Here is a 24,055-nt window from a genome sequence, read left to right on the forward strand (position 1 = left end):
TCAAAGATGGATGACTGGGCGCCAAGAAGGCCCGCTGATCCTGTCGACTGTCTGGTCGTGGGCGGTGGGCCCGCCGGGCTGACTGCCGCGATCTATCTTGCGAGATTCCGTCTTTCCGTTCTTGTCATCGATGCCGGATCGAGCCGCGCGGCCATGATACCAAGAACACACAACCTTGCCGGCTATCCTGGCGGTATTCCGGGCGCCGAACTTCTGAACCGAATGCGCAAGCAGGCGATCGATTTTGGCGCGATAGTAATCGAGGGCAGCGTTGACTGTCTCACCCGCAGGTCGGAGCTACTTCTTGCGCGTGTGAGCGGGCGTTCGCTTTGCGCTCGAAGCGTCCTCGTGGCGACGGGCGTCGTCAACGAGGCACCCGATATGGCAAGCGAGATTCACGATGAAGGGCTTGCTCGGGGCCTGCTGCGATACTGCCCGATCTGCGATGGCTACGAAGCATCCGATCGGCGGATCGGGGTGATCGGCACCGGTACACATGGCTTTAACGAAGCGATTTTCCTGCGGATGTATTCCAGAGACATCACCCTCATTGCGAACGAAGGGCGTCATTCGTTGAGCGAAGAAGAGCGCAGCGTCCTCGGGGGTGCCGGGATCGTGTGCCGGGATGGGCCATGCGGCGCCCTTCACATCGTGGGGGGGCGAATTGTCGCGCCTATCCCCGGAGAAAATCTCACATTCGAATGCCTCTACCCCGCCTTGGGTTCGACGATCAATTCAGGCCTTGCCCTAGCAATGGGCGCGCAAGCGACGGAGGAAGGATGCCTTGTCGTCGATCGTCACCAGCGAACCAGTATAGCTGGCCTGTATGCGGCGGGTGACGTCGCAAAAGGGCTTGATCAGATCAGCCACGCGATGGGTGAAGCCAGCGTCGCTGCGACGACGATCCGCAATGACCTGGCCAAATCGCGGAGACTGTTCCGCTAGCTCAATGACCCACAGCTCCCTCACCGCGACCGGACCACGAAAGCGCAAGGGGATTGTCTGCGCAAACCCTTATTATGATTTCGTGCATCCCCCAAGGTCCAGGGTTCGGGCCGTGAGCCTGTGGAACACAGGCCCCGAATGCTGTCACAGAAAAATGGGAAAGGCACGGCTTCGAACCAGCGCATTGAACGAAGCTCGCTTCAGGTTTTTCGCGGTCCCGAGGGATCGATATCGGTGGCTCTTTGGCGCTGCGACAGCGTTTTGACATTTCCCCGCGCCGATCTTGAAGACAATTCCGATGTCGGCGCTTTTAGAAACGGTCCCAGTTTGATGGAAAGCCGCTCCTCCGCCTCCACACGATGCCGTGCTAAAGCTTGACAGAGCGGGCCATCGTCATCGGCTCGGTGCCAGAAACCGCAAATATCAGCCAATGTCTCGCGTAGTAATCTTGCCGCTTCTCGGTCGGCCGCTGTGATTCCATGCATCGCCAAATGCTGTTCCTTAAGTTCATTGCTCCTGCCTAACGGCGGACGGTGCGCCTCAGTTCCGTCGGCGCAGAAACTGGATTTTTCTTAATGGGAGGCTCCATGACGAAGCGCGGTCTTCAGCCCGGTCTCTTGCAATCGACAATGTGCCATCAGCGAGCCAGCGCAGCGGCGCTGTGGGATTTGTTGACAACAGGAAAGCGTACGGCAGGCTTGGACTTCCGTTCCGCCCGAGACGTTTAGTCTGGCGGATAAATCCCATGCATGACTGTATCAAAATGATCCTCGATCATCGTTGTGCAATCGCAAGCGGCTCGCTGTAAACGCAGTTCATCCTTGATGATGAACACCCCTCGCTTCGTCTCGATCATCCCGGCATCCCGTAATCGGGTTATTACGCGCGTTACAAAGGAGCGCCCGACGCCAAGCATCTCAGCGAGTTGCTCGTGGGTCATATGGAAACGATGCCCTTGCGTACGGCTGGCGGCCGCCAAAAGCCACTTTGCGCTTCGCTGCGAAATGGTATGGGTCGCATTGCAGGCCGCTGTCTGGAAGACCTGAGCGAGAAGGCAATCGGAATAGCGGGAGAACCAATGGCGAAGCGCCAGAGAGTCCAGTTTTGCCTGCTCCAGCGCAGCAGTCTTGATGCGGAGAAAACGCCCGCCGTAGCGTACTTGCGCTGTGGCGAACGCGGGTACGTGCCCATTGGAAACTATGCCCCCTATCGCTCCCTCCCGTCCGATGAGAGCGACGTCGACGGCCGTCGCTTCCTTTGTCATGACACAGAAAGCGGCCATCGCCGAACCACACGGGAACCAAGTGTCGATCACTTCGTCGCCCGCGTGCTGAAGGACATGCTGCGCATTGAGATCGAAGACGTGCATATGCGGAGCCAGCCTAAGGCGATCGGCGTCACTCAAGGTCGCCAGCAGCGTATTATTTGCCAACTCTTCAGGTGCAGGCACCGACATATTTTCTCCTCAGGCAGCCCCTCGGTTGCACCGTTTCGGTGCACTAGTGGACAGACGCTTCGCTTGCACAATGTTACCAGCGCGCATAACTCACCACGTGCGCGGTGCGAGGCCTCACACGGCGATTCCAATGCGCAGAAGGGTCGTCGTGCTGTCTCGGAACCTCGACCTCCAGATCGCGCCAGTCAAAAACATTGTGATGCGAATTGTCTTGGGCAACGTGCGCCGCAGATTTTCGTTGCCTCCTCTAGCAGAAACAAGCCGCCGGGTCCGGTAAGGCGCAGGGATATATCGAAATGGCTTTGCCCACCACGTTCAAGGTCGATCTGACCAACTGCGATCGCGAACCAATCCAAATCCCCGGGAGCATCCAACCCCATGGGGCAATGCTGGTTGTCTCGCCACTGGATTATAGGGTACTCTTCGCTTCAGCTAACGCCAACGAACTGCTCGGCATTACCGGGGCCATCGAGCCGGGCGCAGACCTGATTGAACTGATCGGTGCGGACGCTGCCCATACAATCCGGAACGCGAGTGCCAAATCCGGCGGCGGCGAGATCGCCGGTGTTGAGCTTGGGATGAGATTGACCCACGCCAAAGCTCTGGTCGACATGATCGTACACCGTTACAAGGATCGAGTGCTCATTGAGTTCGAGCCTTCGCCTGACGGCGGAGAGAGCGCCAAAGACGCCCTTGATCTTACCCAGACACTGGTTCGCAGGATCGGTACGGAAACAGAAATCGGAACCTTGGCAAAATCGGGTGCTCGCCTTGTCCGGGCCATGCTTGGTTACGACCGCGTAATGGTCTACCAATTTCTCCATAACGGCGCAGGGAGGGTCATCGCCGAGTCCAAACGCGCCGATCTACAGAGCTTTATGGGGCAGCATTTTCCGGCTTCGGATATTCCCTTCCAGGCGCGCCGTCTTTATGAGCTTAATGCGATCCGAATGATCGCAAATGCCAACTATGCTCCGGTCCCGCTGAATCCACCGATCAAGGCAGGAGAGCAGCCCGTCGACATGTCGTTTGCTCAGTTGCGATCCGTATCGCCCATCCACTGCGAATATCTTCGAAAGATGGGGGTACATGCCTCCCTCTCGATCTCCATCATTATCGATGGCGCGCTATGGGGCCTGATTTCCTGTCATCACGACAGCCCGCGCATTGTGCCGATCCCTTTGCGGATTGGCGCCGAACTTTTCGGCCACTATTTTTCGCTGCAGGTGTCGGTCGCCGAACGACGTGCACACATCATCGCGTCTGGTATTGCGCGGGAGCGGCTCGACAAAATCCTGGCCGGCCTTGCTGCGGATGAAACCTTGATGGAAGGCTTGCGTGAGAATCTTCCGGCTTTCAATGCACTTTTCGATTGCGACGGTGTCGGGATTTGGGCGGAAGACCGCTGGTCAAGCTCTGGTACTGCGCCGGAAGAGCGGACGGCCTTGGACCTCGTCCGATATCTCGCGGGCGAGCGCGAGGCCCATCCGCGATCGGCGCCGTCCAAGCTGGGACTGTGGCACACTCAGGATCTCAACGAGAGCACCGGGTCGCCGGAATTCGGGCAGGCTGTCGCGGGGGTTCTCGCAATTCCGCTGACTTCCACGCCGCGTGACTACTTACTTATCTTTCGTAGCGAGGAGGCCCATGAAATTGAGTGGGCCGGCGAGCCAACGAAACTCACCGTCAGCACGATGGATGGGGATCGCCTCACTCCACGCGGCAGTTTCGAGACTTGGCGCGAGGAAGTGCGCGGCAAGTGCAGGCCTTGGACCGAAACCGATCTTGCTGCGGCCGATGCCGTGCGGACGTATCTGCGAGACGTCTTTCTCAAGCAAAATGAGATCACGGCCGATGCGCGCAGCCGGCTGGAACATCGTCGGCGCGTCCTCAACGATGAGCTGAATCACCGCGTTAAAAATATCATCACCCTGATCAAATCGATTGCCGTCCAGACAGGTGCGCACGCCGAGACTGTTGCCGACTTCACGGCATCGTTCGAAGGGCGTTTGCGCGCGCTGGCGTTCGCACACGACCAATCGCTCAGTGCCTCGGTAGGCGGTGACCTCGGCACGCTGATCGAGGCTGAGGCGGGGTTGCACCGCTATGGCTCCGGCCCAGACCGTGTGGTGACTGAAGGCGACAAAATCCAGCTGAACGACCGCGCTTTCGGTGTTCTCGCGCTGGTCGTGCATGAATTGATGACGAATGCCGTGAAATACGGGGCCCTGTCGGCGGATGAGGGGCAGTTGAAGATAAGTTGGACCTTAGCCGAAGAAGGTTGTGTGATCCGGTGGACGGAAACGGGCGGGCCCGCAACGTCGCCTCCCTCCCGCCGGGGCTTTGGATCGAAACTGATACAAACGACGATGGTCTACGATCTGGGCGGGGCGGTCGAAATTGATTTTCCTGTTACCGGTCTAACCGCGAAGCTAACGATCCCTGTCAAGCACGCTGCTATCGCCAAAGAGGGTCCCGCCCTTCCCGCTGCCGACGCGGAGAACCTCGGACCCGTAGCATCGCTCGCGGGCCTTTCCGTGCTTCTTGTCGAGGATCAGTCACTGATTGCGCTTGATACCGAGGAGTTGCTTCGCAGGTTGGGGGCACAGGAAGTGCGGCTCTCTCCAGATGCGCTGCATGCAGTGCGAAGCCTGAGTTCCTACAAACCGGACGTGGCAGTGCTGGATTTCAATCTTGGCGAAACCACGTCGGAGGAAGTGGCGGATCACCTTGTTGCCATGGGCATCCCGTTCGTGTTCGCTACAGGATACGGAGACAGCGTCATGATTCCAGAACATCTTCGGGATGTGCCTATCGTCCGAAAACCCGCGAGTGCAAAGGGTGTGTTATCGCAATTGTACGAAGCACAAAGACTGCTTGCGGGCGATTAGATTAGGCATGTAGCCGCCTCTCGAGAGCGGCTTGCTGTCTGGCGTGCTCATTGGCCATCCCGACGAGCTGCCGCTTGGACGAGGCATCGCATACCAGCCGAGCCATCCTGCGGCATCTTTCGGCCTGTTCGCGATGGTAGCTAATCTTATCCATTCTTTATCAATTCAAATCCCGGAAATCAGTTCCCCGACAGCCCTTGCCGGCGCAAGTCGACAATCCGGTAAGGAGCTCGCTCGCTCATACCACGAGCCTTGCGAGGGCAAATGCCCGGCCTGCCGGCAGAAATCGTGACACCCAGAGGAACGCGAATGATGGTATCGTCCAGGTATCGGGGCATCCGCCCGAGCAGTATTGCCCCTTGAGACATTCGCCAGACCTGCGATCGCATGGATGTCAGATAGTGAGGAACGATAAGCACGGCAACGTTCATCACCAGAAACCTGCTGTCCCAAGATGCCAGGCAGTGCGATGCCATGCCTCTTCCCTGCCTTGATGCAGGGGGCTACTCTTGTCGAAGCCGCCGCAAACTCCGGCATGTAGGGCACAGACTACACTGATCGCGCGCGCATAAATGGTGTATTCACCCGGAGGCACTACGTTGCGTGAGCGAGTGGAAGCCGGATACCGCTCACGCACACCAGACTGCAGTGTAGCAATATCCGAAATTGTCTGAAATTGCGCGACAACCTCTTTACTTGGCCGAAAATTGCGAAGACAAGGGCTTCTCTCAGAAAAGCCCAAAAGAGGGATCTTCCATGCCCGAGAACGAGCAATCAGAGCTCGCCCGCCTGACAGTTGAACTGTTGAGCGCCTTCGTCTCAAAAAATGCGGTCTCCAGTGACGATCTGCCCGCTCTGATCGAATCCACCCGCACAGCGCTTGCAGGCAAAGCCTCTGCTCAACTGGAAAAAACGGAATTCGCGCCGGCGGTATCCCTCGAGGAAAGCCTGGCCTCCCACGATCACATCCTCAGCATGATCGATGGGAAGCCTTACAGGACACTTAAGCGGCATCTTGCCAATAACGGCCTCACCCCGGAAGAGTATCGCGCGCGGTACAACCTTCCGGCTAGCTATCCCATGGTCTCGCCGAGCTATTCCGAGCAGCGCCGGGCATTTGCAAAGGCATCGGGACTTGGCGGTAGCCAGGCTGCGGCGAATAAGGCGCCCGCTACCCCCGATGCCCCGCAGACCGAGGCCGCCCCATCTGCGAAGTCCGGCAAGCCGACAGCCAAAAAAGCAACCGCCTCGACGGCGCCGGTAGCCAGGAGCAACACGAAGGCTTCAACCAGGCCCTCCAGCAAAGCATCTCGGCTGCCGCAGGCCACCGTTCTAGCAGCGGCACCAGCCGCGAAGGCTGCGGCTGCCAAGTCGAAAGCCTCCGCAAAAAGTGAAGCGCAGCCTGCTGGCAAGCAGGGGCACAAGCTGGCCGTCGCCCCGGTTGCCAACTTGACCGTCGCGCAGGAGGCGAAACCCCAAGCGAGTAAGATCGTCGAGGCGAAGAGCCAGAACACGACATCTGCAAAGCCAGCCAGTAAACCGTCCCGCCGCATGGCGCGCGCACCTGCACCGAGCGTCGCGGCTAAGGACGCTGTTGCGCCCCCGGCCGCAACGACTGTTCAGGTGCCCGTTAAGGCCCGTACCGCAAAGGCCAGTAAAAAAACGGTAGGCATACCTGCTTCCACCCCTGCAAGTTCCGAACTCGCCCAAGCCGCCGTAAAGGCGCCAACCGCCCAAAAGCCTGCGGCAACGAAGGCTCCCAAGGCAGCCAAGCCCAATGGGCCAAAGCCAGAGGCAACTACCAAGGCTAAGAACAATTCTCCTGAACCTAAGAAAGGCCGGGCGAAGCTTGGAATCAAAGTACCGGGTGCCGAGAGGTCGGTGCCTTCCTCTACGCCGGCAACGACCGGATCGGCCGTGCCTGAGGCGGCTGCAAAGCAGAATCCTGCAGGCACACAAACCTGACGATCAAGGCCGGCCAGCATTCAGCCGCCGGCCTGAAGCCTCGACGGGGGCGGTTTCCTCGATTGGATACCGCCCCAATCGTGCTGCCAATGCAGTTCCTGTAGCGCGCTAGAGCATCCTGAAACTTTCTGTCCGGCTCCGCGGATGATCTCTCCCGAACGCGAACGCCGGTGTCTTTCGAGCACGGGCACCTGAAGTTTAGCGTGAATTCGTGGGCCACTCGATTTTAGCAAAAACGGTCTGACACACTGGGGGCTGCCGGACTCGCCCTTCCCTCGCCCCTCGTCTTCCAGAACCGTTGCGCCGAGGATCTTCGCTCGGCAGCGGCGAGAGGGTGCGATGCTCACGTCAGGTGGTAGCGGGCCGAAGCCATCTTCGGTCAATCACCCACAATAGTCGGCTTGCCGGCCTCGAATTTGACCCAGCACAATGTTATCGGGCCGTGTCGCCGCCAAGCCGGAATCTGCCCTGGCGCGCTGGAGGAACCTGAATGAAAATCTACACGCTAAAGTTCCCGGATGACGGGAATGCTGGCGCATTACGGCTCGATTTCGGTGCCGAAGACGCCGCCGATGCGCTGGTCACCGCTCATCGTAAAGCATCAATGAGAATCAACGGAGGCGCCGAACTCTGGCAAGGTGCACGCAAGCTATGCACCATTCGGTGGGGGCCGAGCGATGATCGCTCCGCCAGATTTCAGACGGCCTGACAGATATTTTGCGACTTAACCGAGCGGAAGCCATCAAGCGACGAAATCCGGTGAACGGAAGGGGGACAACCGTCACAAAGTTCGCAATGGTCAATGCGCCTATGCTCCCGATATCAACTGCCCAGCGCGGATCCCTGCCGGGTGAGCGGATCGGGACTGGCTACCCGGGCTCGCGAAATGGGGGCTCCTCGGCCGTCATACTTATCTTCCATCCCATGTTATCGGGGATAGTTTCAGCGCCGTGCGATGACAGAACGCGTCTCTCCGCAAAGGCTGCAAACGTCCTTGCTCCGCTGGAATCCGTTGGCACCGGCCAACTCGTGAGTAGCCTGCTCGGCATGATCGAAAGAAGACAGCCCCAAAGTCTGGGAGATGCAGTCGTCACAGACAGGTTGGGGTGAAAGGCGCGAAACGAGTTTTTCGATGGCGTGGAATGCGTCGGTCTGAAGTGCAGTCATGGCCTTGTTCCTTGGGACATATTCCGTGCCATCGGCATTGGCCCAGGGCAATCAACTTTTGGTATCAGCCGGGAGGCCGCGCCTTTCAGAAGATGGCCCCCCGGCGCAGATGTTCCAACTCTATCCGTAAGTTGATCGGGGGCAGATTGTTCCGGCTCACTTCGACCACGAAATCAGCGACGGCGGGTTTTCCCGTCCTCCTGAGCGTCGCGGCTGAATTTCCCTGCGCCTTCTGTCGACGAGGCCGATCAAGGCAGGTTTCCGCGATTTTCCCGCGCCGTAACACGGTACGGCCCACCTTAGTGGAGCGAGGCAGCCACCAGCCGGTCTGCGAAAAGCCGCATGTCTACCGTGACGTCTGTCGAAAGACGGGATCGCTGCGAGAGACTTTCTATCACATCGGCAAGCCGGCGCAATTCGCGTGCAGCCGCAATCGCATCGTCGTTCGCTAGCCGAACAGTTCCAGCATCGCCGCCGGTGCAGGTCGCTATCAGGCGCATCGACGTTCCGGCCATATCCACTGCGGTGGCGAGCAACATGTCCAGGGTCATGGGGTCCTCATGTAGTTCGATCAGGAGACGCATCCGCGATCCCCCCATAGGCGATTCTCGTCTTCAGGAATCGTGAGATCGATCACACCCATAATGGATCCGCATGGTCTCGATGCGGATGAGGTCTGAAATACAGGCGACGCGGCGGCCCCTCGTATCTGCGAATGCGCTTTCCCGCGTTGAGCGAGACATCCTGAGCAAAGCGCAGCTGATATGGACGGCACGGCAGCGCGGGGCCAGTCGACATCATCCCAAGTGCGCGGGAAGCCGGGTTGCCAGGTAGAGGGTTGTCAAAATTGCCCTCAAAACGTTGCGTGCGCAAACGGAACGGCAAACAGCCCGAAAGGGGCAGCTGCGCGTCGGCGCCGCTTGTCAGGGCGAGCAAATTTAGCGGCGGCAATGCAAACATGCCCTAGTGCCGATTCTGGTACTGCGTGCGCTGTGAATGCATCGCATGCTGCCGGCTGGCGTCTGTCTGCGTCCGGACGGAGCTTGCACTGATACGCTATCGATGCTTGTCTATTGCCGTGCGATTCACTTTTTGATGCGGATAGCAAGTTAATATGATGAAAGAAGTCCTGCTTGAACTGACGAGTGACATTGTCACCGCACATGTGACGAACAATTCGGTCTCCCACGACGAGTTACCCCAACTGATCGAGACGGTTTACGGTTCGCTTGCCGATCTAGGAAAAGAGCCAGTGGCGGTTGAGGAGGAGCGGATACCCGCCACCTCGATACGGTCATCGGTCAAATCGGACGTGATCATTTGTCTTGAATGCGGTGCGAAACAAAAAACTCTGAAGCGCCATCTCAAGGCGCAGCACGACCTCACGCCTGAGGAATATCGTTCACGCTGGAAGCTGCCGTCGGACTACCCGATGGTAACGCCCGACTATGCCGCGAGGCGGTCGGAAATGGCAAAAGAGATCGGTCTGGGACAGAGAGGCGGCCGCAGGAAAGCGGTTCGAACCGCTGCCGACGAAGCGGGCAGGTCCGGTGGCGTCAGAACCATGTCCAGGACTGACATCGAGGCAGACTGAACACTCGGATCCCGCGGGTTGCCAATTCGCGCCAGACGCGGTTGGCAAACTTGCCATGGAGAGGGAGTGCCCCTCGATCGGCATTCGGCGGCGATATAGGAATGCCTGTTGCGAAGTTCTAAACCATACCGGACAGGCAACCTTGCTGTGCGGAGTGCCCGTCTATGGCGAAGCACAGGCAGATTACCTGATTACCTCTGCCATTCGCGCGATTGGTCGAAGCGATGATCCGGAAGCCGTCGCGCGCGACATTTGTAGTGAATGACGACCGAGCAACCGCAATCCAGCGGTCAAATCGATGCGGATTGTGCGGAACCCCTCGCTCCTTGCGTGCAGCACCACACGTTTTGGGTCAATGTCGGGGGCACGAACGCACGCGAAGGCACCAACGCAAACGGGGTTATTTGTGGCAGCCCGGTTACGTCGCCACCCCGGGAGCCTTAAGCGTTGCACTTATACAGCAAAAAAACCATTGTCTTCGCGCTGATCGGCATTCTCGGTATCGCGCGCGATTATCTTGAGAGCAAGGGCGTGGACGCAAAACGCATCACTGTCATTGCTCCGGGCGAGGCGCGCGCAATCACACCCGAACCGCAATCTGGACGCAGCGACGATCCGGAGAGACGCGCTAATACAAACACTATGGATCTAGAAAAAAAGCCCCGACGACGAGAGCCGCGGGGCGGAGGTGGATCGCATGCCTAGCTTCTCCGTGAGGGCAGAGAAGCTGCGATACCTGCTAAGCGCACCTACCAAAGACAGGTTCCAGACAGGAAGGAATTAAATTTCAGCGTGCCGAGCGTGACAGCGCCTCAGGAGCTGCCTCGAACAATGAAATAGCCTAGAACTAACTGGAGGTTTCGTTCTTTTATCAGGGGCACGGCGTTTATTAAGCGTGGTGCAGAAATGTCACTATTCTGACGAACTCGACAGGGGTGGCGAAACCACGGGGACAGTTTGAGGTTCAAGTGCATGCACACCGGTAAACCGGCGTCGTATTTTGGAGCTCAACATGAAGAAGTACCTACTCGCCATGGCTTTGACCGTGGCGCTACCCACTGTCGCCTTCGCTCAAGAGGCTGGGGAAGCGACCGCGCCCGATGGGAGCGAAGCGTTTGGTATTGAACCTTACGTCGGCATTCTGGGCGGTTACCACGAATTCTCGCGCAACAGCGAGTTCGGCTCGCCGCGCGGTGGCCGCATGAACGGCGGTCTGGTCAGCGGTGTGGTCGGGGTCAATGTTCCGCTTGGCCCAGTCTTCGTCGGTGTCGAGGGTAATGGCACCAAAGGTTTCGGCGACATCGACTGGGAATATGGCGTGAAGGGACGGATCGGCGGACGAGCCGGTGAAAGCGGCCTGATTTATGCTTCGGCTGGCTACCAGTGGGTGAACGGCAGGCGTGCCTACGGTAACGAGAAGGACTGGATTTACGGTGTCGGCGTCGAAGTTGGACCGAAGGATATCGGTCTTGGGGGCGTGACCGGCAAGAGCGGCATTCGACTGCGCCTCTCGGCTGAAACATACGATTTCGACAGCATCCGCCCGATGGCCGGCATTATCGCCCACTTCTGAAGCAAGCGAAAGGTACCGCAGGAAAATTCTGCGAGGCCTTTCGAAGTACAAGCCTGGTACGACGTCAAAAGCCACCGAGGACGCCGTGCCAGGCTTGTGTTTGCCAAACCCTTTTCGCGGTTGAAAAGAATCGTCTCCCTGATGCTGCGAAAACGAAATTCCACAGTTTAGCACACAAACGATCAGTCAACATCCTGACTTTACCGCACCAGCCGAAATAGGATAGAACGGAGCACTTACTTACTCCCACCACGCTTCTATGCTTTCTGCATAGTGGCGCTTTCAGCTTATGTGGCTTGATCCATCTCTGCGGCTACCAAAGGCTTTCTAGACTACCTTGCCCCACCTCGGGCTCGATGACGTTTGCCGAAATCCAATCCGTTGGATCACGCCGCTAGACTATTGTAGGAGGCAGACGAAGTAAGCGGCGACGGCGGACAGGCGTTGTTTTCATTCTAAGTCCTTTCTCGACAAAAGATGCTCTCTGATAAGCAAAGCCGATTCTGTTGCAAAGACCAGTAATGAATAGTCCCCCCACTGCAACCGTATAGACACCCGCGTTTTCCAAGTAGAGGTGCCTGCACAGGCGTACGGTATGATGCCAGCGATCACGGTGCAAATAGCTGTGATCGGTGTCGCTCAGTCAACCTGACGGAAAGGTGGGGCCAACGGTTGTACGAAACGAATTCGGTTGGGTTATGGTCGCTCGCGGCTAGGCATTGCCGCCACTTCTTCAGGTGTCAACACGGTGATAGCCCGTACGGGACAGCGCTGCTGTCCGCGACCACCCGATCGCCGCGTTACAATTGACGTTCCCAATCCGGCGCCAGAACAGATTGACGAGGTTCCTGTCGTCACCAATCCGAGCCGCTCGCTCCAATTGATATCCGGACAGATACCCATGAGGTCCAGACGATAGACGTCGCGACCAGCACGTACGTTGACCGTCGTGGAATTTACCGCTCTGAAATTGCGTACATCGTTCGCCCAGAAGCATTGTCGTGGCTGCCGCACTGCGGACGCGGTATCATGTTCGTCCGCAGCGCATCCTGTCATGGTGAGAAATGCGACCATTACCGCTGAAACTGTGACTTTTGTCATGGTTCTTCTCCTTCGCCTTCTGACGAAATGTCGCGCGCCGGTTCGGCACGGCGCCGTGCATGCATTCGTCGCCCTCCGCTGTTGACGTCCAGTCCCTGTGACTGCGGGTTATCTCTTCCGCACCGCGCCCCTGCATTCGCAAAAGGTGTCGCTACCGAGCGACTTTACGGATGGCCCGCTCAAGCATTGCATATCGGATCGGCGCGGCGGCTTAACTCGGACAAGCGCAGCGATACGGACGCCTCCACATCGCTCTTGTGCGTGATATAGACGCGGGGGAGAGCATGGCAGCATCCCAGGCGGGCCGGCGTCGCTCTGTATTCCGTAAGCCTCCGCCCCCCCCCCCCCGGGGGTGCATCAGAACTGCTGAGCGAACCGAAGCAGGCATCGAAGCCGCGGCCGCATGGTTAGGGCGGGACAGCGCTGCGAGAAGTTGAGCCTGCCCCAGTCCCTCAGGCAGTCACGAAAACTGGCGTAGCCAGGCGCCGGGCGATCAACGTTGTATATGCAGGTTCTGGGGATTGAAGCGCTGCATCTCGAAAACGTTAGCCGATCGGCGAAACACTACAGCACCGCGCGCGAAGTCCACCGCGACGACGGTAAGCGCCTCGCCGGGCTTGCGGGCTCCGGCCGCGTAATAATTGTTCAGCAGCATTGTACCGACTACTCCCGTTACCGTGTTCCCCTTAACTGCGCGCTGTTCGACAGCGGCCCGCGTGGGTGCGTCGAGCTGCGCGAGGACAGCGCGGTCGAAAGCGGATCTTGCGGGTGGCTGCGCCATCGTGGGCGACGGCAACCCGGCTAAACTGAGAGCCATCGGCATGATGACAGCGTACTTTGCGAAATTGAACGGCATAGCCTTCTCTCTTTCGTTAAGTTGCTTGGTGCGAGTAAATGTCAGCGCTCTCGGTTCCAGCCTTCCTGCGGTGCACGCACCTGCGCGCGTTCCAAAGCTGCACGCGGCATCACTGCTGACGACATTGGTGCCGGCGATGGGAAATGTTTGCCCACGACTCGAGCGTCGGCGGGTCTGACTCCACGCCTCCCGGTCATCTGTCTGCATTGCACTTACTTCATCTAGCCGGCTTCGCGCCGAGAAACGCAAAAAAATGCGGCGCCGAACTCTTAAAGTGATGCGTGTGCCAATTGCAGCGTCAAGATCTCATCGAATTCCGCCTCACGTGTCGATAGCGCAGGAAGAAAATTACGGCTTACCTTCGAGAGAAAGCCATCCGGAGAAATCCAGACGCACGCCACAGGGCAATTACATTAATTTCAATCTCGTTTCCCAGAGGAAACAGTTTGTAACTATATTAGCTAATTGTCAATATTGAGGCGAATCACGAAGCCGTAAGGGAATTTATCACCATTAAACAATTGGACAAAGGCTTTTGGGCGAGCAAGCGATGCCCATCGCGATTCTCGAAACGCGCACATTGGACGTAAAGCCAGCATGTCCTATTTAGCGAGACAGAAGAAGATGAGCTGGTTGGCGGCGAAAAATTCTTCAGTCTATTCGAACGTTCTCCCGAACTCCGATTGGGCTGCTGGCCTTTTCCTGCGTGTCCGGTGAACGATAATCATGGTGGTTGACGAATCGGTCGCGCATTTTCCTGGGTCGATGGCAGGCAAAACTCGCGAGTATTTACCTTTGGATAGCAACTAATAATAAAGTAAAACGCGCTCCTTTCAGTGCGGCGCTCATCACGCCTACAGCGATGCTGTCGGAACCAGTCGAAAACTGCACCTGCTGCCGCTCTTTGGTTAGGTCGATTTTACAATCTGCCGATGCACCAGTCGGCGCTCAGTCATGGGTTTCCTCGCAGCAGCCGATGATTTCGCCTCCTAGAGACGTAAACTCTGGCGGCGCCGTCACGGTCTGTCGCCCCTCCCGATCGCGCGCGGATACGCACGCTAAAACGCCTCGCACAAGGACAAAGGAAACTATCCGTTCGCTGCATCGCTTCAATAGGAAGGCAGCCCAGGAGAGCAGCAATGCTGACATAATCGGCGCAAGCTAACTCGTAAAAACGGCAGCGATTACGCGCGCTGCTCCCTCCGCTGTCGCCGTAATCATAGCGCTCCGGACAAAAAAATGGACTCAGCCGCATGACAGAGATCACGATCATGAGCGCCGACCGCGAATGGGCAACTGCAATCAGGGCGGCTCTTATTCTGGCCGATCCCAAAATATCAGGCTACCGATAGATATCGTCCCCCCCATAGTCTCACAGATGCGCCATGAGGCGCGGATTGCTGCACTTGAGGAAGCTGCGAAGGTTGCAGATAAAGAGGCCTATAGCCATCGAAACAATACCGAAAGCCCGCGTCCTGACCCAGACGACGCGGGTGCCGGGCTGCGGATCGCCCAAGGTATTCGGGCGCTGGTACGGAACAGATGATGTGCGGCGGCAGCGATGCTCGTGACCAGACCTCGGTGAACGGGGGGGCAGAGCCTTTCGGCCTGACCCCCCGTATACGTCAGCGGCAGGTCCGCCAATGGCCGTCATGCGTCCGGTACTTGTTCGTGTGAGGGTTATAGCTCCTATACCGGTGCGCACAGCTCTTCGCATGTGCCGACATATGCGTGGAATGCGGCGGGTTGTGATGGGGAGCGGGCATCGGGTGCGTCCGGTGGGGCGGACCGTTCGGCCCGGGTTGGGCTTGTGCCACCCCTACCACTGCGAGCGAAGCCGCTGCGACTGCAATCAATAAACGCATTCCTCTCTCCTTTTTGGTATTCGCAACCTCGTACTGCCTTCAACGACGAAAGTGCGAATTCGCTCCCGATCGTGCGGCGTGAGGGGCCGGGGGCCCGGGGGGGCGGGAGTTCGGGGAGTTCGTTAGCAGTAAGCGGCACGCTAGATAGCCCGGTGCCAGACAACCTTGCGGCAAACCTGCACAGGTGGACGGGATGGTTCGTGTGCGGGAAGCTTTTCGCGCCATCTCAACGATTTTCTGACCAGGTCGGGGAACAAATCAGCCTCGCGGGAGATTTAGTCGGTACTGTCCCCAAGGCAGTCCGGTGTCGGCTACCCCACCCCCGACCGCACCGAATTAGAGGCCGCCCCGTCCCAGGGGCGGCCTCTTTTCAGCGGCCTTGCCGCTCTTTGATCTTCGTGTCTTATCCTTGAACCATTGCCTCCGGACCGTTGCTCGGATCGCTCCTTAGTTATCACCTCCGGCTGCGACATGGGCACAACAAGCAAGATTGTCTGGCTCAGGAGAATTTGCTCGATCTGGAGCATTTCCAATCCCCGCGCGATATCGGAACGGGCCGATCTCCTGCATATTGACCTAGCTGGCAATGAGGGTGCCGTCGGCTGTATGGGGGATGGCTCCAACCGTCAGCTGGCTCCCGCATGTACTGGAAGTGGCGAAGCTCTACGTTTCAGCCGTGGAGCGCGGCCGAACCGGTAGGTGCTATCATGCCGTGGCTGAAGAAGGGTTTCCACTCGCGCCATCGCAGAAGCGGTTGCCCTGGAAATCGACCTACTTATGGTTTCGCTAAAGCCCAAGAACACCGCCGTCCATTTCGGCTGGTTCGCGATGTTCGCCAGCCTCGCATAACGGCTTCGAACTGCTGACCCGTAAGTTGACGCGGATCGCCCCCGTCTGACGCCTTGATTGTCTCTCCCTCTCATGTGCCGCGCGAAGCCACGCAGCACAATCGGCGATTTCCAGCCAAACTCTCTCGCAACTCTTCCCATTCCAAAGCATTATCCTTCCACCAGACCAACCCTGGAGGAACGCAACGTGCCTCGTGCTGTCCTGCGCGGTGTCCCAGTGGCACTACATCCCCTTCATGCTCTGCTTCTCGCGTTTCCTGTGGCTCTCTTTCCCGCAGCATTCCTGACCGACGTTGCCTATTTCAACAGTGCCGAGATGCAGTGGTCGAACTTCGCCGCATGGCTCATCGCGGGCGGAGTACTCTTCTGCGGATTGGCATGCGTCTGGAGCCTTGCTCGCGTCGCCCTCCGTCGCCCGGGAAGCGGCTGGCTCACTGTAACTCTGATACTCCTCTTCGGCGTGGGCCTGATCAACTCCTTTCAGCACAGCCATGATGGATGGACCTCGGTCGGCATAATGGGTCTCGTGCTGTCGGCGATTTCCGCAATTCTGGCCCTCGCTGCCGGCTGGATTGGCTACAGCGCGCCAAGGGAGGCACGCCTATGATTTCGCTTCGCCTAGCCTTTGCCGGGCTGGCTGCACCGCTCGTCCTGGTCGGCTGCAGCAAGGCACCGGACTTGGATCAGACTGGCCCGCACCCCAAGTTGCCTGCTCAGGATGAGACACTCGTTCCACCGATGAAGATCGCGCGGCCTATTGGCTGGAACGGCGCCACGCCCTCTGTGCCACGAGGCTTTACAATAACGCCCATCGCCACTGGCCTCAAGGTGCCGCGCCAGACCCTCGTTCTGCCCAACGGAGACATCCTTGTAGCGGAAGGTCTTGGCGGGAAGGAGGCGAAACTCCGGCCCAAGGATCTCATCGCCGGTTACATCAAGAGCCTGGGCAAGAGCGGCGTCAAGGGCGGCGACCGCATTACGCTTTTGCGCGATAGCGACAGGGATGGAAAGTACGAGGTCCAGACCGAATTCATAGGCGGGCTCAATGCACCTTACGGCATGGTGCTGGTTGGATCCGACCTGTATGTGGCCAATCAGGACGCATTGCTGCGCTTTCCTTATGTCGATGGTGCGACACGAGTCGCCAGTCCAGGGCAACTCGTCACGAAGCTGCCCGCCAACCCCAACCATCACTGGACGAAAGCTTTGACTGCCAGTGCTGATGGCTCATTCCTCTATGTCGGCATCGGATCCAACAGTAATATCGGCGAGCGAGGTCTCGCCGTCGAAGAGGAACGTGCGCAAATCTGGGAAATCGATCCATCAACGGGTGCGCACCGGACTTATGCGTCCGGGATCCGCAATCCCACTGCCCTTGCAATCAATCCCGCAACGAAAGCCCTCTGGACCGTTGCCAACGAACGCGATGAGCTGGGCGCGGATCTGGTACCGGATTACCTTACTTCAGTAACCCCAGGAGCGTTCTATGGCTGGCCCTACAGCTACTACGGCCAGCACGCCGACCCGCGTGTCCACCCGCAGAAACCCGACATGGTGCGCAGGGCCATCGCGCCCGACTATGCGCTGGGATCGCATGTAGCAACGCTGGGTCTCGCTTTCACTGAGGGCGGTGGCTTCGGTCCCAACTACGCCGAAGGTGCATTCGTGGGGGAACACGGTAGCTGGAACCGTCCGGATCCCGCCGGATACAAGGTCGTGTGGATACCATTCGCCAATGGACGTCCATCCGGCAAGCCCAGGGATTTTGCCACGGGCTTCATCGGGACCGATGGAAAGGCCCGCGGGCGCCCAGTCGGCGTGACTTACGATAGTGTCCGCCACGCCGTACTCGTGGCGGACGATCTGTCCAACACAATATGGCGGATCGCACCGGCCCGGTGAAACGGCGGTAGCGCCGCTGACGGCCTCCTCAACTGTCTCCAGGCACGGCTGGCGACTGGCGCGCGCGCTGAATGGTAAGGCCAGCGGGATCAGATCGAGCGCTTCGCGCATTTCATCAACTCCTCAAGACAGGATGGCCGTCATGATCCGCTCCCTTCTCATCGGCCTTGTCGCCGGACAGCGCGGTATTGCTCCGCTCGCTTCGATTGCACTGGCCACACGGCGGGGAGCGGTACCGACAGTGCTTCCTCTCCAAGGCCTGCTTAATAGAGCCCCTCTTCGCCACAGGCGCAGCCGCGCTGGCTCCGGCAGAAATGGCGGGCGACAAGATGAAATCGGCACCCGATCGGATTGAGCCTCCAGGCCTTGCAGTGCGTGCAGTGACCGCAGCCTATGCCGGCGCTGTCCTCGCCCCGCGTGGAGAGCGGTTCCCGGCTGCACTCGCCGCCGCAGGCACAGCGCTGATCTCCTCCTACGTAGGTTGGCGCCTGCGCTGCGCGGCCATGCGACGCTACGGGCAGACCGCAACCGGCTTTGTCGAGGACGTGATTGTTCTGGGGACCGGAATTGTCACAGCGAACCCGGATCTGCTCGTGTTGCGCTCCCCGCGCCGAATTTGACCGCAGATCTTAGCCGGCGATCGAGATCCGGAAGGCACCCGGCGTCGTCATGCGCGACGACGCGTTGCAAACAGTCGACGGATCGACGGGGCTGTGCAGCCGTCCGCAGCGTTCACGCAACAGGCCGCATATCACGTCGCCGAGATCGGTTTGGCCATTGTCGCATTCGCCCTTGAGCAACTGGAACCAGGTGCACTCGCCAGTGCCTTTTCCGATGGCGCCGTCGCGGCGCCGATCGAGGCCAACAGCATCGTTGGTATGCTGTGGGAAAGACTGCTCAGCGAGACCATCCAAAGCGCCGCAATTGCCAGGCCCCAGTCTGCGATTTCCGGTCGCGACGCGAGCAGCCATTCATCGCTTGTCTAGCGAACGTTGGCGTTGGGCATCGGCACGAGAAAATCCACCTTTAACCAAAGTTGGGGCCGCTACTATCTAAGCCGATGCTACGAGGAAAATGCTGAACAAACAGAATAAACCGGAAGCGAGCCCCAGACAGAGCCAGGCTCGAGCGAGTTTGGGAGCGTGAAAGACCGTGATTGCAATACCTGCGAAGAGGGCAAAAGATACTATAGTCGCACCAAGCGTCGCCTCCACAGGATCGCCACCCAGAACGATAATCAGGCGCGAAAGCGCGATCGTTGCCAGTGCGGTCACGACGTATGCGCCGAGAGTGCCGGCAATTATGCGGGAAATCACGGAGGATCGGTTCATCGCTATCCCTTCCAAAGATCGACGATCCGCATCCGAGTACAGTTGGCAGCGACTAAGAAGGCTGCCGAAACCGACCAGGATCCGACGCCCAGGATCAGCCCATAACCCCGACCGTGGCCAGCACAGGCCAAACCCATATTTACGGCGAGAAGTCGCGTGCCTGTCCGTCGGATTGCCCTGCCCTTGGCTGGTGGCAGCTTACGGCCAAGCCAATCCTGACGATGCCGCGACATCGCCAACAGAAGTCCGGTGAACCCGCCCGGCACTGTGAAAAAGGCCAGAGTGTCCACTACGAGCACGTTCATCGCAGGGCCTCGGCGGGTTCCACAAGCCGTCGCACGGGCCGTTTGGGTTTATGGCTCGCGACCTTCCGGGCAGCCAAAGCGAAGAACGCACCCAGACACAGCGCGACCAGGTCAAAAGCCATGAAAACGCGGTCTCCAGCAAGAACGCTAGCTACTAAACCCCGTTCGGTCATCACGGCATTGACCAGGGGCACGGCCAGCCACAGCACCGCGCCCGTTCCCAGAGCCTCGGTCCATCCGGCGCGCGTCGGCCTGGCGATACCCCAAACGAAGACGGCACCCCAGACCACGAACAGCGCATTGATCTCCCAATCGGCACGATGCTCCAATCCCTCCGGTAAGAGACGATTGGCCAGGAAATAGGCGGCAATGCCCGTCGGCGCACCAACGATCACGCCGAGGTTCAGGCGCTCGGTTAAAGCGAACCCAAAATGCGGCCGCTCCGGGTCGGATAAGCGATGGCGTCGCTTGACGGTCCATAACACCATGCCGGTCGCGATCATCACGGTCCCTGCAGCACCCGACAGGAAATATAGCCACCGCAGCACCGGCTTGGCGAAGTCGCCTCTGTGAAGCGCAATCATCACCCGCTGCGTAGCACTTGCCGCGCCATCGTGTTCGGGCATGGGCGGAAGAAAAACGCCGTTCGCCGCGTTCAGTTCGATCGTTTGGCTGCGCCCGTCGATTGGCTCGGCGGCCGGGTACAAAGTGGCATGTGCGGCGGCATTCCCTGGCAGGTCGACGGCGATATAGCTGGTGCCAGTCGGTGTCATTCCGGCACGCCCCACAATTTCCGAAAGCGGTAAAACCGGGGTCTTCGCGCCACTAGACTTGATCTCTGCCCGTGCCGGATACGCCGCCTCGAAATAGGCGTCGAGACTCTTGAAATTTGCGCTGACCGCCCAGGGCATGAGCGTGAAGACCAAGGTCACCAGCCCCGTGTACGTGATCATCAGGTGAAACGGCAGCGCCAGCACAGCGCTGACGTTGTGGGCATCGAGCCAACTGCGCTGTCCCTTGTTGAACCGCAGCATGAAGAAGTCAGCGAAAATCTTCTTGTGCGTCACGATGCCGGAGATGATCGCCACTAGCATCGCGAGCGCGGCAATGCTCACGATCATGCGCGCCCAGCTTACTGGCATCGCATGAAGGTCAAAATGGAACCGATAGAGAAAATACCCGCCCTCCGTGTCGCGCACCTGCAGTTCGCGGCCCGTCGCCGGATCGAACCGAACTTCATGCCGATCGCGCCATGACTGACCCGGCATAAGCCACGAAGCCAACAGGGCATCGCCGCCACGCTTGCCGGGAATCGTGACGTTCCAACTTTCGGCGCCGGCGCCGCGCACGGCAAGCGCGCGGCCGGCGGCGTCAAGGGCTTCGGCACTGACCGGCGCGGCGTGCACTTCGGGACGCATCCATGAACTGATTTCGCGCTCGAAATAGGCGCTCGTTCCGAACAGGAAGATGACGAAGACGATCCAGGCGGGGATGAGCCCCGCCCAGGTGTGTAGCCAGGCCATCGATTGCCGGAACGACTGCGCCATCAGAACTTTCCGCGCAGCGAGACGAGGAAATTGCGCGGATCCCCATAGAAGTTCCCGTAGCCCGGGCTGCCGATGGTGACGTAGTAGGTCTTGTCGAACACGTTGTTGAGGTTGGCGCTGACCGAAAACTGCTCGCTTACCTCATACTCGGCACGAAGCGACCAGACGGCATAGCCCGGCGTCCGGAACTGATACAGGTAGTAAGGCCCATCATAGAGGCCGGACGCCGGGTTCAGTTCCTGCGCATAGCCCGAACGGAAATTGCTGCTCTGCGCGGTCACGCCGCCGCCGACGCTGAGGCCCTTCAGCGATCCCTCGCGGAATTTGTAGTCGGTGAAGAGCTTGAACAGGTGCTTGGGCGTGATTTCGGCGAACGAGGCGTCGTTGTCGCGCTTGTTCTCGTTATCATTGTAGGTGTAGCCGAGCGAGAGCTGCCAGCCGGGCAGGATTTCGCCGTTGACCTCGGCCTCGAAGCCCTGGCTCCTGAGCGAACCGTCGCGGACATAGCAACAGTTGTCGGTGGAACTGGCAGGCGGATTGCTGGGATCGACGGCGAACGCCCCCTTCTTGCGCACGCGGTAGACTGCCAGCGATCCGGTCAACTTTCCACCCATCAGCTCGCCCTTCAGCCCGGCTTCGTAATTGGTGCCGGTCACCGGGGCAAGCGGTGTACCCGGACGCGGCCCGGACAGATAGTTGGCCTGCGACTGGTAGATCTCGGAATAGCTTGCATAGAGGCTGACCGCCTTGGTCAGATCCAACACCGTCGCCACGTAAGGTACGAACTTGGTCTTCTGGTCGATCAGCGAAGTGACTTCGCCAGTCGCAATATTGCTACGCTCGGTACGGTCCTTCACCACCAGACGCCCGCCACCGATCAGCGAAAGCGCCGCGATCGGCCGGATGCGCAGCGATCCATAAAAGCCGAGGCGTTCGATGTCGGTGCGGCCCTGATAACCGCCCTGGTCCCATGCCGGCGGGAATGCGATTTGCGGCGGATAGACGGGATCGAAAACGTCGCCCGGACCATAGTAGGTCCAGAGGCTGCGGTTGTCGGTCTTGTTGCGCGTGTAATCCACGCCAAGCACCACTTCCTGCTTCTGCCCGAATGCCTGAAAGCTTCCGGTCGTATTGAAGTCCAGTGTCAGTTCGCGGGCCTTGGCCGCCGATTGATAGTACCACCAGTCGATCCCCGAATGATCGATGGGATCGACCGCGTTCTCCATTTCTGCGGCATTGGTCTCGTCATTGGAACGGCTGTAATTCGCATTCAGGCGCACCGTCCACTTATTGCCAATGGCCTGCTCGATCCGGCCATAGGCGATGTCGATATCCCGTTCGATCCAGTTCCACGGAGCGCCCGTATTGGTGCTGCGCGGGAAGTCGATATCTTCGCCGCTGCGATAGCGCGGCAGGCTGACATTGAAGGCCTCGTGCCGATCGTGCTGATGCGTGTAGCCGGCAAGCAGCAGCGTGCTCGGCGCCGGATTGTATTCGATCGAGCCGTGCGCCAGCCAGCGATCGTCCGACTTGTAGTCCTGGAACGAATTGCTCATGTCGTAGACGCCGATCGCGCGTGCCCGCAGGTTGCCATCCTTGGTGAGCGCGCCCGTTACGTCCGCATCGATGCGGGCATGGTCCCAGCTTCCGAACGTCATCGCGGCGCGGGCCTGCGGGTCTGCCAGCGCACGCTTTCGTGTGAAGTTGATGACGCCGCCGGCTTCGCCCGCGCCGAACAGGCCGTCGGCCCCCCGGACCAACGCGATCGAGTCAAAGATTGCAGTATCGAGGTCGCCGGTGGTGGTGGATGTCTGGCTGCTGGCGCCGCCGTCCAGTCGGTAATTGGTGATGGTAAGGCCGCGCGAGGTATATGTGGACGAAAGCCACGCCCGGTCCACCGTCACGCCGGTCATCTGCTGCATGACGTCCTCGACCGTCAGCAGGTTCTGATCCTCGATGCGCGCACGCGTCATGACGGTGACCGACTGCGGGATTTCGCGAAGCGTCTGCGCCGCCTTGCCGACGTTGATCGCCGCCGGCGCGTAGCTGTCGCGCCCCTCGGTCAGAACAGGGTCGTTGGAGGCCCGCTCACCGGTGACGGTAATGCTATCGGCGGGATCCTCCTCGGGCCCCGGCGCTGCAAATGCGATCTGCGGAATTGCACAGCTTGCCGCCAATGCCGCGATCAAGGTGGCGACGCTGACAGACGCTCCTGCACGGCTTGAGTTCGTATCCCTCATTATTACCCCTGCACTGAATTCGCGATCACGGAATTACGGAGATGGCCCGAACACGTTCGCGACTATTGCGCGGCGCCGCTTAATGAGATTGCGATAGATTCGCAATAGCATCATCGTCGCAATTTATGCCAGGCTTTCGTCCGGAGCCTCCTCAGAATTGAGCACATGCCGGTCTCAGCAAAGGTCTGGGGCCGCCTGTCGCTGCCACAAATTGGCGAAATTCGATGGCTCTTCGCCATCGCCGCCCTTGTCCCACACGATCTGGCAAGATCCTTGTGTGGTGAATGCGACACAAGCACGGAAATTTTGTCAGACGCGGAAATGGGTTCGATTTGGGCCGCGAGCACGCACCCTGCCTTCGAATTCGGTACGCATTGCGGCTGTGAACACCCGCGCTCGGGCGATCTGGAAAAACTCGCCCGCATAGTTGTTGATTCGCATTAGCATTAAATCTATCAGCAGTTCAGAA

General features: G+C 59.1%; 20 protein-coding genes. 10 read left to right on the forward strand and 10 right to left on the reverse strand.

The window, feature by feature from the left end; genetic code table 11:
- Positions 1 to 6 precede the first annotated feature (6 nt).
- Entirely contained in the window at positions 7 to 945 is a 939-nt protein-coding gene (locus tag WBP07_RS21220; protein ID WP_395396494.1) for an NAD(P)/FAD-dependent oxidoreductase, read from the forward strand.
- Positions 946 to 1,669: 724 nt separating this feature from the next.
- Here WBP07_RS21220 and WBP07_RS21225 read toward each other — a convergent pair.
- A complete protein-coding gene (locus WBP07_RS21225; protein ID WP_395396406.1) occupies positions 1,670 to 2,401 on the reverse strand; it encodes a Crp/Fnr family transcriptional regulator in 732 nt (243 codons plus the stop codon).
- Positions 2,402 to 2,697: 296 nt separating this feature from the next.
- Between WBP07_RS21225 and WBP07_RS21230 the strand changes: the two genes are divergently transcribed.
- The 3 genes from WBP07_RS21230 to WBP07_RS21240 all read left to right on the forward strand — a co-directional run bounded on the left by WBP07_RS21230 (position 2,698) and on the right by WBP07_RS21240 (position 7,966).
- Complete coding sequence (locus WBP07_RS21230; RefSeq protein ID WP_395396407.1) at positions 2,698 to 5,292, forward strand: HWE histidine kinase domain-containing protein; 2,595 nt, start codon at positions 2,698 to 2,700, stop codon at positions 5,290 to 5,292.
- A 756-nt stretch (positions 5,293 to 6,048) separates the two neighbouring features.
- A complete protein-coding gene (locus WBP07_RS21235; RefSeq protein ID WP_395396408.1) occupies positions 6,049 to 7,257 on the forward strand; it encodes a MucR family transcriptional regulator in 1,209 nt (402 codons plus the stop codon).
- Positions 7,258 to 7,747: 490 nt separating this feature from the next.
- The gene (locus WBP07_RS21240; protein ID WP_395396409.1) at positions 7,748 to 7,966 is read left to right on the forward strand and encodes a hypothetical protein; all 219 of its coding nucleotides are present in this window, start codon (positions 7,748 to 7,750) and stop codon (positions 7,964 to 7,966) included.
- A 233-nt stretch (positions 7,967 to 8,199) separates the two neighbouring features.
- Here WBP07_RS21240 and WBP07_RS21245 read toward each other — a convergent pair whose 3' ends face one another.
- The gene (locus WBP07_RS21245; protein WP_395396411.1) at positions 8,200 to 8,424 is read right to left on the reverse strand and encodes a hypothetical protein; all 225 of its coding nucleotides are present in this window, start codon (positions 8,422 to 8,424) and stop codon (positions 8,200 to 8,202) included.
- A 299-nt stretch (positions 8,425 to 8,723) separates the two neighbouring features.
- Positions 8,724 to 8,975 carry a hypothetical protein gene (locus WBP07_RS21250; RefSeq protein WP_395396412.1) on the reverse strand — a complete coding sequence of 84 codons (252 nt, stop codon included), beginning with the start codon at positions 8,973 to 8,975 and terminating at the stop codon, positions 8,724 to 8,726.
- Positions 8,976 to 9,538: 563 nt separating this feature from the next.
- Here WBP07_RS21250 and WBP07_RS21255 point away from each other — a divergent pair.
- Both WBP07_RS21255 and WBP07_RS21260 read left to right on the forward strand, forming a co-directional pair.
- A complete protein-coding gene (locus WBP07_RS21255; RefSeq protein WP_395396413.1) occupies positions 9,539 to 10,018 on the forward strand; it encodes a MucR family transcriptional regulator in 480 nt (159 codons plus the stop codon).
- Between the two features lie 1,012 nt (positions 10,019 to 11,030).
- On the forward strand, positions 11,031 to 11,591 hold the full coding sequence (locus WBP07_RS21260) for an opacity protein (RefSeq protein ID WP_395396495.1): 561 nt from the start codon (positions 11,031 to 11,033) through the stop codon (positions 11,589 to 11,591).
- Between the two features lie 696 nt (positions 11,592 to 12,287).
- Here the strand turns inward: WBP07_RS21260 and WBP07_RS21265 are convergent.
- From WBP07_RS21265 to WBP07_RS21275, 3 genes are all read right to left on the reverse strand, one after another.
- Positions 12,288 to 12,692: a DUF6491 family protein gene (locus WBP07_RS21265; protein WP_395396414.1), complete on the reverse strand. Its 405-nt coding sequence runs from the start codon at positions 12,690 to 12,692 to the stop codon at positions 12,288 to 12,290.
- A 493-nt stretch (positions 12,693 to 13,185) separates the two neighbouring features.
- Entirely contained in the window at positions 13,186 to 13,548 is a 363-nt protein-coding gene (locus WBP07_RS21270) for a hypothetical protein (RefSeq protein ID WP_395396415.1), read from the reverse strand.
- Positions 13,549 to 15,173: 1,625 nt separating this feature from the next.
- On the reverse strand, positions 15,174 to 15,413 hold the full coding sequence (locus WBP07_RS21275; RefSeq protein WP_395396416.1) for a BA14K family protein: 240 nt from the start codon (positions 15,411 to 15,413) through the stop codon (positions 15,174 to 15,176).
- Between the two features lie 1,107 nt (positions 15,414 to 16,520).
- Between WBP07_RS21275 and WBP07_RS21280 the strand changes: the two genes are divergently transcribed.
- The 3 genes from WBP07_RS21280 (at position 16,521) to WBP07_RS21290 (ending at position 18,783) form a co-directional block, all read left to right on the forward strand.
- Positions 16,521 to 16,868, forward strand: a complete 348-nt coding sequence (locus WBP07_RS21280) for a DUF2231 domain-containing protein (RefSeq protein ID WP_395396417.1) — start codon at positions 16,521 to 16,523, stop codon at positions 16,866 to 16,868.
- On the forward strand, positions 16,865 to 18,163 hold the full coding sequence (locus WBP07_RS21285) for a PQQ-dependent sugar dehydrogenase (RefSeq protein ID WP_395396418.1): 1,299 nt from the start codon (positions 16,865 to 16,867) through the stop codon (positions 18,161 to 18,163). Before WBP07_RS21280 ends, WBP07_RS21285 begins: the two co-directional genes overlap by 4 nt.
- A gap of 314 nt (positions 18,164 to 18,477) precedes the next feature.
- Positions 18,478 to 18,783 carry a hypothetical protein gene (locus WBP07_RS21290; protein WP_395396419.1) on the forward strand — a complete coding sequence of 102 codons (306 nt, stop codon included), beginning with the start codon at positions 18,478 to 18,480 and terminating at the stop codon, positions 18,781 to 18,783.
- Positions 18,784 to 18,792: 9 nt separating this feature from the next.
- Here WBP07_RS21290 and WBP07_RS21295 read toward each other — a convergent pair whose 3' ends face one another.
- The 4 genes from WBP07_RS21295 to WBP07_RS21310 all read right to left on the reverse strand — a co-directional run bounded on the left by WBP07_RS21295 (position 18,793) and on the right by WBP07_RS21310 (position 23,586).
- Positions 18,793 to 19,134: a hypothetical protein gene (locus WBP07_RS21295; RefSeq protein WP_395396420.1), complete on the reverse strand. Its 342-nt coding sequence runs from the start codon at positions 19,132 to 19,134 to the stop codon at positions 18,793 to 18,795.
- Between the two features lie 362 nt (positions 19,135 to 19,496).
- Positions 19,497 to 19,799, reverse strand: a complete 303-nt coding sequence (locus WBP07_RS21300) for a DUF3325 domain-containing protein (RefSeq protein ID WP_395396421.1) — start codon at positions 19,797 to 19,799, stop codon at positions 19,497 to 19,499.
- Positions 19,796 to 21,346: a PepSY-associated TM helix domain-containing protein gene (locus tag WBP07_RS21305; protein ID WP_395396422.1), complete on the reverse strand. Its 1,551-nt coding sequence runs from the start codon at positions 21,344 to 21,346 to the stop codon at positions 19,796 to 19,798. Before WBP07_RS21305 ends, WBP07_RS21300 begins: the two co-directional genes overlap by 4 nt.
- Positions 21,346 to 23,586, reverse strand: coding sequence for a TonB-dependent siderophore receptor (locus WBP07_RS21310; RefSeq protein WP_395396423.1), 2,241 nt, complete (start codon positions 23,584 to 23,586; stop codon positions 21,346 to 21,348). Before WBP07_RS21310 ends, WBP07_RS21305 begins: the two co-directional genes overlap by 1 nt.
- 165 nt (positions 23,587 to 23,751) lie before the next feature.
- Between WBP07_RS21310 and WBP07_RS21315 the strand changes: the two genes are divergently transcribed.
- Positions 23,752 to 24,030: a hypothetical protein gene (locus tag WBP07_RS21315; protein WP_395396424.1), complete on the forward strand. Its 279-nt coding sequence runs from the start codon at positions 23,752 to 23,754 to the stop codon at positions 24,028 to 24,030.
- Positions 24,031 to 24,055 lie beyond the last annotated feature (25 nt).

The organism is Novosphingobium oxfordense (assembly GCF_044029435.1).
Classification (GTDB): Bacteria; Pseudomonadota; Alphaproteobacteria; order Sphingomonadales; family Sphingomonadaceae; genus Novosphingobium.

Excerpts from the sequence above, each read along its gene's own strand:
- WBP07_RS21220 (WP_395396494.1), top strand. The coding sequence starts at position 7 with ATGGATGACTGGGCGCCAAGAAGGCCCGCTGATCCTGTCGACTGTCTG.
- WBP07_RS21225 (WP_395396406.1), bottom strand. The coding sequence starts at position 2,401 with ATGTCGGTGCCTGCACCTGAAGAGTTGGCAAATAATACGCTGCTGGCG.
- WBP07_RS21230 (WP_395396407.1), top strand. The coding sequence starts at position 2,698 with ATGGCTTTGCCCACCACGTTCAAGGTCGATCTGACCAACTGCGATCGC.
- WBP07_RS21235 (WP_395396408.1), top strand. The coding sequence starts at position 6,049 with ATGCCCGAGAACGAGCAATCAGAGCTCGCCCGCCTGACAGTTGAACTG.
- WBP07_RS21240 (WP_395396409.1), top strand. The coding sequence starts at position 7,748 with ATGAAAATCTACACGCTAAAGTTCCCGGATGACGGGAATGCTGGCGCA.
- WBP07_RS21245 (WP_395396411.1), bottom strand. The coding sequence starts at position 8,424 with ATGACTGCACTTCAGACCGACGCATTCCACGCCATCGAAAAACTCGTT.
- WBP07_RS21250 (WP_395396412.1), bottom strand. The coding sequence starts at position 8,975 with ATGACCCTGGACATGTTGCTCGCCACCGCAGTGGATATGGCCGGAACG.
- WBP07_RS21255 (WP_395396413.1), top strand. The coding sequence starts at position 9,539 with ATGATGAAAGAAGTCCTGCTTGAACTGACGAGTGACATTGTCACCGCA.
- WBP07_RS21260 (WP_395396495.1), top strand. The coding sequence starts at position 11,031 with ATGAAGAAGTACCTACTCGCCATGGCTTTGACCGTGGCGCTACCCACT.
- WBP07_RS21265 (WP_395396414.1), bottom strand. The coding sequence starts at position 12,692 with ATGACAAAAGTCACAGTTTCAGCGGTAATGGTCGCATTTCTCACCATG.
- WBP07_RS21270 (WP_395396415.1), bottom strand. The coding sequence starts at position 13,548 with ATGCCGTTCAATTTCGCAAAGTACGCTGTCATCATGCCGATGGCTCTC.
- WBP07_RS21275 (WP_395396416.1), bottom strand. The coding sequence starts at position 15,413 with ATGCGTTTATTGATTGCAGTCGCAGCGGCTTCGCTCGCAGTGGTAGGG.
- WBP07_RS21285 (WP_395396418.1), top strand. The coding sequence starts at position 16,865 with ATGATTTCGCTTCGCCTAGCCTTTGCCGGGCTGGCTGCACCGCTCGTC.
- WBP07_RS21290 (WP_395396419.1), top strand. The coding sequence starts at position 18,478 with ATGGCGGGCGACAAGATGAAATCGGCACCCGATCGGATTGAGCCTCCA.
- WBP07_RS21295 (WP_395396420.1), bottom strand. The coding sequence starts at position 19,134 with ATGGCTGCTCGCGTCGCGACCGGAAATCGCAGACTGGGGCCTGGCAAT.
- WBP07_RS21300 (WP_395396421.1), bottom strand. The coding sequence starts at position 19,799 with ATGAACGTGCTCGTAGTGGACACTCTGGCCTTTTTCACAGTGCCGGGC.
- WBP07_RS21305 (WP_395396422.1), bottom strand. The coding sequence starts at position 21,346 with ATGGCGCAGTCGTTCCGGCAATCGATGGCCTGGCTACACACCTGGGCG.
- WBP07_RS21310 (WP_395396423.1), bottom strand. The coding sequence starts at position 23,586 with ATGAGGGATACGAACTCAAGCCGTGCAGGAGCGTCTGTCAGCGTCGCC.
- WBP07_RS21315 (WP_395396424.1), top strand. The coding sequence starts at position 23,752 with ATGCCGGTCTCAGCAAAGGTCTGGGGCCGCCTGTCGCTGCCACAAATT.